Origin of the sequence: Ruminococcus sp. YRD2003, from assembly GCA_900109435.1 — a bacterium.
GTDB lineage: Bacteria > Bacillota > Clostridia > Oscillospirales > Ruminococcaceae > Ruminococcus > Ruminococcus flavefaciens_G.
The window spans coordinates 1-10,956 of sequence record FNZT01000029.1 but is presented as its reverse complement, the minus strand read 5'-3'; the positions used below and the strand labels follow the sequence as shown (position 1 = coordinate 10,956).

At 45.6% G+C, this 10,956-nt stretch carries 8 protein-coding genes and 1 pseudogene; 6 read left to right on the top strand and 3 right to left on the bottom strand.

What is annotated here, in order from left to right:
- Together BMX22_RS15360 and BMX22_RS15355 are read right to left on the bottom strand one after the other, a co-directional pair.
- A pseudogene (locus BMX22_RS15360) lies at positions 1-222 on the bottom strand (hypothetical protein); the annotation flags it as partial.
- Between the two features lie 18 nt (positions 223-240).
- Positions 241-888 (bottom strand): nitroreductase family protein, encoded by a 648-nt coding sequence (locus BMX22_RS15355; protein WP_318259786.1) that lies wholly within the window; start codon positions 886-888, stop codon positions 241-243.
- Positions 889-958: 70 nt separating this feature from the next.
- Between BMX22_RS15355 and BMX22_RS15350 the strand changes: the two genes are divergently transcribed.
- Positions 959-1,177: a hypothetical protein gene (locus BMX22_RS15350; RefSeq protein ID WP_074743491.1), complete on the top strand. Its 219-nt coding sequence runs from the start codon at positions 959-961 to the stop codon at positions 1,175-1,177.
- Positions 1,178-1,433: 256 nt separating this feature from the next.
- On the opposite strand, the gene BMX22_RS15345 is transcribed toward BMX22_RS15350, so the two are convergent.
- The gene (locus tag BMX22_RS15345) at positions 1,434-4,142 is read right to left on the bottom strand and encodes a leucine-rich repeat protein (RefSeq protein WP_074743489.1); all 2,709 of its coding nucleotides are present in this window, start codon (positions 4,140-4,142) and stop codon (positions 1,434-1,436) included.
- Positions 4,143-4,476: 334 nt separating this feature from the next.
- Between BMX22_RS15345 and BMX22_RS17010 the strand changes: the two genes are divergently transcribed.
- The 5 genes from BMX22_RS17010 to BMX22_RS15305 all read left to right on the top strand — a co-directional run.
- On the top strand, positions 4,477-4,623 hold the full coding sequence (locus BMX22_RS17010; RefSeq protein WP_318259785.1) for a hypothetical protein: 147 nt from the start codon (positions 4,477-4,479) through the stop codon (positions 4,621-4,623).
- Positions 4,590-4,850: a hypothetical protein gene (locus BMX22_RS15340; RefSeq protein ID WP_318259788.1), complete on the top strand. Its 261-nt coding sequence runs from the start codon at positions 4,590-4,592 to the stop codon at positions 4,848-4,850. The genes BMX22_RS17010 and BMX22_RS15340 overlap by 34 nt, the downstream gene beginning before the upstream one ends.
- A gap of 464 nt (positions 4,851-5,314) precedes the next feature.
- Entirely contained in the window at positions 5,315-8,860 is a 3,546-nt protein-coding gene (locus BMX22_RS16285; protein WP_177173051.1) for a leucine-rich repeat protein, read from the top strand.
- Between the two features lie 229 nt (positions 8,861-9,089).
- Positions 9,090-10,019 (top strand): cohesin domain-containing protein, encoded by a 930-nt coding sequence (locus tag BMX22_RS15310; protein ID WP_074743487.1) that lies wholly within the window; start codon positions 9,090-9,092, stop codon positions 10,017-10,019.
- 57 nt (positions 10,020-10,076) lie between these two features.
- The coding region (locus BMX22_RS15305; RefSeq protein ID WP_177173050.1) for a leucine-rich repeat domain-containing protein at positions 10,077-10,956 on the top strand (880 nt) is incomplete at its 3' end.

Below are 10,956 nucleotides of genomic sequence, written 5' to 3'. Positions count from 1 at the left end.
GCCAACCTTTATTTCATCATATTCTTTCAGCTTGGATATGCCATGACTCTCCATATACCGCTCGAAAACAGCTTCATCGTTGTACGTCCCGCAGCCGAGCTCCTGCGCAAGCTCAGTCAGCTCCGACTTCACCGCGTCGTACTCCCTGCCCGTGAGCTTAGTCATAGTCCGCACAACGCAGCTTTGCTTGTCGTCGCTCGGGTTATAGTAAACGAAGTCCATGTCGTTTTCTCCTTTAACTCAGAATTTCTGCCAATGAAGCTGCTTTTCAATGTCGGGAACAAGCTGCTTCGTGCGGACTGCTCCCTCGGCAGGTCTGCCGATACCGATAAAACAGGGTATCATATACTCCTCGGGGAAGCCTGTCGCCGCTCGCGCCTTTGCCTCCTCGTCCCCGCACGGGATACGCAGGTTGCAGCCGTAGCCCTCCGCCGCCGCGGCAAGCCACAGGTTCTCGATACTGCACCACACCGACGCAAAGCAGTTCAGGTGCGAGAGGTCGGCGGGATGAAGCACGTCCACCTTCTTTTTCATCAGCGGTATTATCACAGCCGCCGCCTCCATGAGCATACTGTACTGCTTCGGCACGGCATACCGATAGGCGCTCTTCTGCACAGGGTCGGAGATGAACGTCATCCTGTCCACGTCCTGCACTGTCAGAGCTTTCGGCACGCCCTCGAGCACCTCACGCATTATCGCCTTGTCCGTCACAACAATGAAATGCCAGTCCCTGAAATGGTCGTTGGTCGGAGCTTTATACGCCGCCCCGATGATACGCTCGATGACCTCGCGCGGGCCATCCTCGTCGGTGAAGTCGCGGACACTGCTCCTGCGGCTTATCGCCTCATAAAAGCCCTTAGCCTGTATCTCACTTGATTTGGTACTCACATTATACCATATCCCGCGGCTATTTACAACACCGAATTTATGTGGTATAATTGGGAAAGAGGTGAGGTGAATGAGCATTTTCAGAAAGAAGTACCCGCTCCCGATACCTGAGCCGTTCACGGCTGACGATATTAAGGTCGAGGCGAGCATATGCACTGGCGAGCGGACTATCGGCTTTTATGACAGAGCGACAAAAAAGCTGATGTGCGCGGAGCTCGTCCGCTCCGAAAAGGACATCGCAGATTTCTACCGCAAGTACGGACTTGAATACAATGGAAAACTGGGATAAGGAGAGCATAATAATGGCTGAGAAACAATACACAGGGCACCAATGGTACATCATACAACCACGGGGAGATACTCTACAACGGAGGTCATTTCAGTATCGCGCATTTCAGCTTTAATTGCAGCTTTGACTGCATTTGTTCCGTATATGAAGAAAAATCCGGATCCATTCCTGCTAATGATATAAAAATAAGCTCTGCTACGTATTAAACATAGCAGAGCTTATTTGATGTATTGGTGAGATGCTTATTAGATATTTCTCATTCGCTTGTGAGAAATTCGGATATGCTCATGTCACCGCCTATTGAGATATAGGAGTAATAAGACAATATCGCGGAGGCATCTTTAGCGTCTATCTTGTCGTCGCCGTTAACGTTTGCGACAGCCTTCTGCGTATCCTCGAGCGAGCTTTCTCCGCCTGTAGACATTTTTGAGTACTCGACGAGTATAGCCGAAGCATCCTTTGCATCTATCTTGCCGTCAGTGTTCAGGTCTCCAAGACTAACGTCCCTTTTGACTTTGTAGATATCGGCAGATACGAGCTTCATCGTTGACGGATCAACAGTGCAGAGCGTAACGTGGTCATCGTTTCGTTTTTCAATATTGACATAGCGTAGCATACCGTCCTCACAGGGCAGCATCCAGCCGAGGTCAACACTGACTTCAAGGATATCACCGACTATCTCGCCGTCATCGCTTATCTCGGCACGCATTGTTTTGCTGTTATCATCGGAATAATCGGTGTTTATGGTGCCATCAGTGAGATATTTGGGATCGCCCTGACTCCAGATGAGGTAGTTTTTCTTGCCCGCTCTTATCAGCTCTCCTCCGCCATATACGGAATTATGTTTATCTGCGTAGTATTCGACTATTTTTTTCACTTCATACTTCTTTGTCTCTTTGTCAAAGACGGTAAGGTACAGATCCATCGGACCATCGAAGCTGTTGCCTTCCTTCTGGTCTATCGAAGCAAACGAAAGCAGGCACTTTGAATCTGTGAGAAGCAGATTACCGAGGTATACGCCTGTATCGTTGTCGCCGCTTTCGCCCTTTATGTTAAAAACACTTACCTGTTGGGCGGTTGCAAGAGCGTCTGTATCTGAGTATGTGAGGGCGACAGCACGTGGATAGCCGTCTCCGAGATCTGCAAAGTAAGCACCGGATTCATCAACAGCAACATCCTGATCAAATGAGTGTGAGGCGTATAATTCTGTACCGCCTACGTCTGTATTTGAACTAATAATTTTCAGTTTCTCCTCATCGATAATAAAGGACATATTAGCCTGATGGTGTACATCATCGCCACAGACTCCATTAGCATACATTGTATGGCAGGTGTGGATATAGAGCTTGCCGTCATATTCTGCAAAGCAGGTATTGCCGCTTTTGAACGGTTCGTATGTATTAGCGCCTTTAATGGTCATGTCTTCGAGATGCTGCCAGTCCTTTGAGTATTTGCAGATACGAAGAACTATAGCATCGTTGCTCTCGGAATAGTTATCGTTGCCGTAAATGATAAAGTTGTACTTCTCACCGAGAAATGTACCGCCTATTTTTTCATCGTCTTTAACGAAGCATTTCAGATGAGTGAATGTTTTAGCCTCTGGGTCGAGTATAGCAACGTTTACGCCGTTATTATTATCTATTCCGTATGTATTTGACTGCATCATTGTGTAAGTACCGTCAGCATTTAAAATAAGCTTTGCACTGCCTGGATCAAGAAACGGTTCTCTCAGGTGATCTTTAAGAGGGTCAGGCTCAGGAAAGGGAGAGCCATCAGTAACGGTTTTAAAACCTTTTCTTTTTGCGTAAGTCTCAGCATAGGAATCGGGTTGGCAGTATACCGTCAGATTTTTGACGCCTGCAAACGCTTCATCGCCGATGTCCTTAACGCTTGAGGGAACATAGATGTTTTCAAGATAAGATCCGGTAAAAGCATGGTCAGCAATTCCCTTTGTTCCGTCTGGCAAAACAACACTGTCAGAGCAGTGCCAGCCCTCGATAACAATACCTGAGAGTGTGACGATATCAGACAGCTTGCTTTGCGTGTCGAGCCAAGAAGTGATATTGAAAGCGTTAGCTCCGATATGTTCGAGCGTATCGGGAGCATTGACCTTTGCGAGTTTTTTCTGGTGCCAAAAGCAAAGATTACCGATCCATGTTACTGTGTCAGGAATAGTAACTGAGGTATACTCAGTCTCGAACATATCCGACATCGAATACGAAAAAGCTTCATCCCCGAGCTTTGTAACGGTTTTTCCGTCTATTTGTGACGGGATTACCAGTTCTCGGCGACCGTTTCTGCGATTGACTCCTGTTATCATGATAGTGCCGTCTTCAAGCGCCTCATACTCGTAGCCCATATCAGAGATATCCTCATCAGTAACGGGAGTTTTTTCCCCAGGGTCTTCCGTTTCAGACTGCGCAGGAGCTTCCTTGCCTGTAAGCGCATTGTACACATCGGAAGCCTGCTGCAAACTTGTCGTATTGCTCAGGAGCTTGCCTGTGCCGTCGTAATAGCCGATAACAGGCAGAGTGACGCTTCCCGAGATGTCAAGGTCTGAATACATACGGGACGAGTATCTGCTTCCCGAGGAATTCTCGCCGCTGCAAAAAACGACCTTGTCAGTTCCGAGCTCTTCGCGTAATGCCTTGACGGTCTCGATATTGTTTCCGTCGATATCAGCGTAAATTACGCGTACATCACCGCCGTCGAGCCAGCCTGCTGCAATGATATTCCGAAGTGTAGTGCGTGTATTGAAGCATTCGGGTCTGCCGTAAACGACAGCCGTAGGTATGCCGTCGCCGAGTGTGACCTTGTTTCCGTCAACATCAACGAATTCGGCTGAATTTGCAGCGTCAGCGGTCAGTACAGCTGCCTGCATGAGCGGCACGGTCGGCATAGCGAACGTGCAGGCAGAAAAAGCTGTGCAGAGCGAGAGAAGAAGTGCAGTTCTTTTAAGATTCATATTTCATCCTCCAATAGAATCGGTTAAACAAATTATAACGCAATTTACGAATAATGTCAATAATTCTGAATTAGCTGTGCTAAAAATAGCAGCTACAGTTGTAGGTGTTTCCGTGTGTGTATGGACATCGTTTCTTCGGTAATGTCATTGAATTGAATATGTCGCCCCAAAATGAACACTTCGGCCGCACAAGTTGAACAGTGCCGTCGGCAAGAATGAACACTTTCGTCGCGTGAAGTGAACAGCAGCTCAAAATGATTGCGAAAATCATCAATTGCACGATAGAATAGTGTTACACGCAAAAGCGTGAATACTATTGAAGGAGGTCATAAAAATGACCAATTATCGTGAGATCCTGAGGCTAAGCTGCCTCGGACTTAACAAAGCACAGATGAACTCGGCAATCCCGTCTATCCTCCCGCACGCGCGGAGCTCGCAAAGCACGGTATCGGCTGCGCAGGGAAGACGGCGGTGCAGCTGAGGAAGTCCGACTACGGGAAGTACGACTATTTCATCGGTATTGAAACTGCCAATATCCGCAATATGAACCGCATTTTCGGCAGCGACCCCGACGACAAAATATACAAGCTGCTGACCTTTGCGGGACGCGGCGACGACGTCTCCGACCCGTGGTACAGCCGCGACTTCGGCAAGGCTTACGCCGATATTGAGGAGGGCTGCCGCGGACTTCTGCGCAGCATTATATAAAAACGCAGGTCGCTAACTGTTATGCGGCAGTATTACGGGAATCTATTGGGGAAGAACTTTTCTTTCCTATGATTTCTTTAAGGACACTATAGACGAATATGCGAGCACATTTATGCGGACGTCGAATGTACAAACTGTGGTGCACATGAATTGCCAAACTCTTTTGGGGCGATGCCAATGAGGATGGTAAGATAGATAAAAAGATGTTTAATACGTAGCAGAGCTTATTTTTATATCATTCTTGAAAAAACGTTATTTTTAGTGCTTTTTGAGATCAAAATGAGGTAAATAAATCGCCGCCCATGAAGGGAGGTTCTGTATTGCCAATCGTACTGATCCTGTGCAGACTACTATCGCAGACGGGAAGTTTGCGTTAAAGTTGATAAAAATCATCGAGAGCTATTGACTTTTTTTGTTTCAGTGATATAATAAAAATGGGTATTATACCTAAAGGAGGAACTTTTATGAAATTGAGGAAAATTATGGCGGTTGTTATGGCTGTCGGAATCGTGTGCGGAGCTCCTGCGGCGGCTGGTGTGAATCAGGCGAAGCCTCTCACGGCAAATGCCGTGCTAAACATTCCGATTGTTGGAAGCGGTGAATGCGGCGAGAACCTTACATGGGAGCTCGACGCCTACGGCAGACTAACTATCAGTGGCACGGGGGATATGACCAATTATGGATTCTGGGATTCTGAAAAAGCACCGTGGAGAAAAGTCGGTGTTACTGTGCGGGAGCTTATACTTAATGACGGGCTGACTTCTATAGGAAGATATGCTTTTAAGGATTGCAGCATTAGTAAGGTCGTAATACCTGATACAGTTACAAGTATAGGGGAAGAGGCTTTTTATAGTGCGGGGCTTAATTCAATTACTTTATCATCAAATCTTGAAACTATAGGAAAAGAAGCATTTGGCTTTTCTACAGGCCTGAGTGAAATAACTATTCCCAAGTCTGTAAAGAATATTGAGGAAAATGCTTTCTACAATTGTAATTCACTTTCCATAACTATCCTTAATCCTGAGTGTGAAATATATTCATCTTCAAGCACCATTGAGAACCGTGGAACAACATACAGTTCATCGGGAAAGATAATCGGCTATAAGGGCTCAACTGCCGAGGCGTACGCGAATGAATACGGAAACGAATTTGTTGATATTGAAACCCTGTCCGATGAGCCTGAAAAGCCCGAGAAAAAGCCTGTTGAGGGCGAGACTTCGGGAACATTCAGTGGAGATAAAATAAAATGGAGCTTTGACGAAGAGACAAGCACTCTCACCATCAGCGGTGAAGGTGCATGGAATATTAAGGCTGAAGAATTTTACGGTGATGCTATTCCATGGAGAAGCTATGACGGCTATGGTGATAACATAGAGCACGTCATTATCGAGAAGGGCATTACCGAGGTTTCTCATCAAGCGTTCAATGGAATGAAAAATCTCGAGAGCGTGTCCATACCCGAAGGCGTGACCGTTTTGGGAGCATACGCTTTTGCATTCTGCAAGAGTCTGAAAGAGGTCAAGCTCCCGAGCACTATCACCGAGATAGGAAATTCGGCATTTAGTGGCTGTACTGCACTCGAAGAGATAACGATCCCCGATGATGTTGCTATTATATGGGGGCACGCATTCGAGAATTGTACTTCTTTGAAAAAGGTCACAATGCCAAAGTCTCTTAAACAGAATAAAAGCAGTTGGTATGAATATTCAGCCAGTGTTTATGAAGAAAATCACGGTTTTGCTGTTACTGTTATCGGTTTTGAAGCGTTTGCAAATACAGCTATAGAAAGCATTGAAATTCCTGAAAATGCTGACTGGATCTCAAATCAAACTTTTTATGATTGTAAAAATCTCAAGAGCGTAAAGATCTCGGACAGCGTTGGATCCGTTGACCCGATGGCATTTGCTGGAAGCGGACTTGAAAGTATAGAGATACCATACACCTGCAAAAAAATAGACAGCAGTGCTTTAGCTAACTGCCGTGCTCTTGAAAAGGTAACTATCCTTGACCCCGAATGCGATATTTATGATAGTCCCGCAACAATTTGCAATATAAACGGTTCAAACGCATATACATATACTGACAGTGAAGGAAATACTGTTACAGACGAGGCAACAGGAAAATATTACGGTACTATCTGCGGCTATGATCATTCCACAGCGCAGGGCTATGCTGATAAATACGGCTATAAGTTTGAATCTCTTGGTGAGTCTCCCGTTCCTTTTACATCGACGACTACCGCAGCAACTACTTCGACAACTACTACCACCACGACAACAACGACCACCACTACGACAACTACCACGACCACAACTACCACAACTCAGACTACAACTGCCGCGACGACGACTCTTCCTGTTTATACCGGACCGATCACCCCTGGTGATGTTGATCTTGACGGAAGTATCAATAACAGAGATGTATATGTCATATTAACGGAATACGCTGCTTTAGCTTTGAATCAGCCGTCTACACTGTATCCGGGACTTGCTCCGGCAGCTGATGTTGATGAAAATGGAGTTATAAACGCTGTTGATGCTTGTTATATCAGTTCATACTATACATATACCTCATGTGGTGGAACAGGCTCAGTTTCAGATTTTGTGAATGGTATTTCAAAGGAGTCCTTCGATAATGCTGAGGCTGAACTGTCACTCTCCAAGATAACCGTAGATTTAGATGAAGAATGGTCAAATAATCAGGAAATGATTCTTTCTATCAAGGGAAATGGTGCTAAGATAGACTCGGGCGGTATCCATATCATTCTTGACCCGGCACTTAAGCCTGTTCACGATTATGACGGAAGATTAGCTTGTAGAGCCGGAAATTCTTTAATGAGTGTTCTGTCAGAGGATGAAGATTCCAACAGCTTATTCTTCACATTCACATCTGCTGATAGATATATGCTCCTTGAGAGCGAAGATACAACGCTGTTGAGTTTTAGTGTCGAGCTTCCCGATGATATTCAGCCCGGAAAGTATCCTGTCACTATTGTTTACGAAGACGGAGATATGCTTGGTTACAGCTATGGTGACTATTCAGACAAGCTAACTGAGTATGCTTTCAGTCATATAGATCAGGGATACATAGAAATAACAGGTACCCCGACAACAACTACTACCACAACAACAACTACCACAACAACAACAACTACCACCACCACCACAACAACAACTACAACTACCACTACCACAACAACTACAACAACGACCACAACTACTGCAGCCACCTCCACAACTACTGCAACAACAAATACCACCATAGCTGATAGTCGTTTTGTTGGTGAATGGGAGCTTTATAAGCGTGATGAGAACGGGCGGATCGTGACAAATGACGATTATTACCTTGGATTGGTCATGGATCTCCGTGCCGATGGTACCGGTTTTCTTTATGAATACGCTGAAAACCATACCATGTTGAGCAAAGCAACGCTTACATGGTCAAATTCGGGAGATGTTATCACCATCAATTCACATAATCCCGATTATCCGCCTGAATATGCTGATCATACATCAACTCTTACTCTTACAGATGGTGAGCTTGTAGAGCAGTTTTCTCCATACAGCGACGGATATGTGACTGTGGTGCAGTATTATCATAAATTGAGCTCAAGTGTTCCTACAGAAACAACCACCACAACTACTACTGCAAAGCCCACAACAACTACTACCACAACAACAACTTCGACCGCAAGCGCCACCACAACTACCACCACAGCACAGGAAACGACCACCGCAACAACTACAACACCCGAGCAGCCGGCAGTCTCCTTCGGCGACCCGAACGGCGACGGAAAGGTCGATTCAAAGGACGCTTCGTTTGTGCTGGTAGAGTATGCGAAACTCTCAACGGGCGGCGAATCTGAGCTGACCGAGGCTGAGAAGTCGGCGGCTGATATGAATAAGGACGGCAAGACCGATTCCAAGGACGCTTCTGCGATCCTTACATACTACGCATACGTTTCGACCGGCGGCGACAAGAGTATTTCCGAATTCTTTACGAATGAATGAGTCGTAACTTGCGATCTTTCAACTTGATAGATATATCAAAGAAGCTTTGATCGTTTAATACCCATATCAACAAGGGTTCTTGCTGTGATAAATTCGCAGCAGGGATCCTTTTTGTATCAGAATGTCCTGTCCTCAGAACCTTGACATTGTAAAAATGTAGTGCTATAATATATAACATATACACGTATATAAAAAATATCTGTTGTGTCCCTGATTGGAGTATAAGACAATGCTTAAAAAAATAATATACAGGCTCGCATTGACTGCTGTGTTTTCTGCTTCATTGCTGCCTGTTCAGAACGTACTTGCGTATGAGAATGAAGAGCCGCAGATATGTGTTCGGACAGTCGATATCGGAGATCATGAGGATACTGCTGTTGCGATCGAGTTAAAGAATGACCCCGGCATAATCGCTGTAGGTATAAGCATAAGCTACGAACCTCTTGAGTTGGAACTTGTAAGCGTTGATAACGGCTTCCTTTTTGACGGAGCTGATTTCACAGCGGGCGGAGATGTATCCGCAGTTCCGTATAAGCTGATGTGGTCTGATGCTCTTGCTAAAGATGATCACACCGAAAATGGTACACTTGCCGTCCTGCATTTTAAAGTCAATCCCGAGAATACCAACGGAAAAGCAGAGATCAGTGTTGAACTCGACAAGAAGAATACCTTTAATCATTCTCTTGAGGACGTAAGCTTTGAAACTGTAGGCGGATGTATAGTCTGCGAAAAAGATGACAGAAACCATACTTATGAAGCTGAAACAACTTCGGAGTTCTCGCCGGATACTACCGATACCGGAGCATCGTCTGATGAGACTGTATCAGAAGTGTTTTCACCTCATGATGCTGAAGAAAAAGCACTGGAGTCATACAGGCAGCAGCACGGAGATGTGGAAGTGGCGGCGGTTTCGTATACTGGCAGCGATGGCGGAGTTTCGGTAAGTATTGTGGATAAGAATAAAAAAGTGCTTGCAAAATATGTCTATGATAAGACCGGAAAGGATATAACTCAGGATCGTACGGAGAGAGCATCTGAATCTACGGCTGAAAATAACGAAAACGAAGGGAAAAGCTCAGGCGCAGTAACAGCGCCGGTACTGATAATGCTTCTCATCATCGGTTTATTCGCAGGCGTGCGCCTGCTGCGCAAACATTAAGCTATATCAGCATTTCTGATATCAGAGATGTTAATATATTTTTTAAGGAGGTTTATTATGAAGATCAAGAAGATCCTTGCAGTGCTGTCGGCATCAACAATAGTATGCTCGACAACACTGAACAGCTTTCCGGAATCAGACTTTTTGCTTGATTCTTTGAGGGCTTTTGCAGCGGAGCTTTCTCCGCCTTATGCGTTGACAGACGGTGACAGCTCATCTGCTGCGAAAACAGCAGATGAGCTGCATACCACTGACGGATGGTACTATTCACTCAAAGACGAACAGATCACGATCACCGGCTATGACGGTGCTGAAACTGCAATAATGATACCTGACAGTATCGAAAAAAAGAAGGTCGTTGCTGTCGGTGATTCGGCATTCAAGGGCAATAAAACCATAACTTCTGTTGATCTTGGGGACGTTGTCACGCTTGGTGCAATCATTTTTGATGGCTGTACAGGTCTGACAGAGGTAACTATCCCGAAATCAGTAAAGAGCACCGGTAACCAGTTTGACGGCTGTTTGCAGGGAAGCTCAGTCGAGAAGGTTGTATTCGAGGAGGGTATCGAGAACATTCCCGAAAATATATGTTTCAATGCAAGAAATGTCAAGGAAGTCGTTATCCCCGAGAAGGCTGATGTTACAGACGGTTATTCTATAGGCGACAGAGCTTTCAGAGGAACAGCTTTAGCGACAGTTATTCTGCCGGACAGCCTTACATCTATAGGAGACAGTGCTTTTAGGGACTGTGCATATCTGACGGAAATAACCATACCCGGAAATGTCAATACTATGGAAGCCCATGTGTTCGATGGATGCAAACGCCTGAAGGAACTCACTATCCCGAAATCAGTAAAGAGCACCGGCAACCAGTTTGATGGCTGTTTGCAGGGAAGCTCGATCGAAAAGGTGGTATTCGAGGAGGGTATCGAGAACA

What these genes read in the sequence shown, in the direction of transcription:
- BMX22_RS15350 (WP_074743491.1), top strand. Translation starts at nt 959, where the DNA reads ATGAGCATTTTCAGAAAGAAGTACCCGCTCCCGATACCTGAGCCGTTC.
- BMX22_RS15345 (WP_074743489.1), bottom strand. Translation starts at nt 4,142, where the DNA reads ATGAATCTTAAAAGAACTGCACTTCTTCTCTCGCTCTGCACAGCTTTT.
- BMX22_RS17010 (WP_318259785.1), top strand. Translation starts at nt 4,477, where the DNA reads ATGACCAATTATCGTGAGATCCTGAGGCTAAGCTGCCTCGGACTTAAC.
- BMX22_RS16285 (WP_177173051.1), top strand. Translation starts at nt 5,315, where the DNA reads ATGAAATTGAGGAAAATTATGGCGGTTGTTATGGCTGTCGGAATCGTG.
- BMX22_RS15310 (WP_074743487.1), top strand. Translation starts at nt 9,090, where the DNA reads ATGCTTAAAAAAATAATATACAGGCTCGCATTGACTGCTGTGTTTTCT.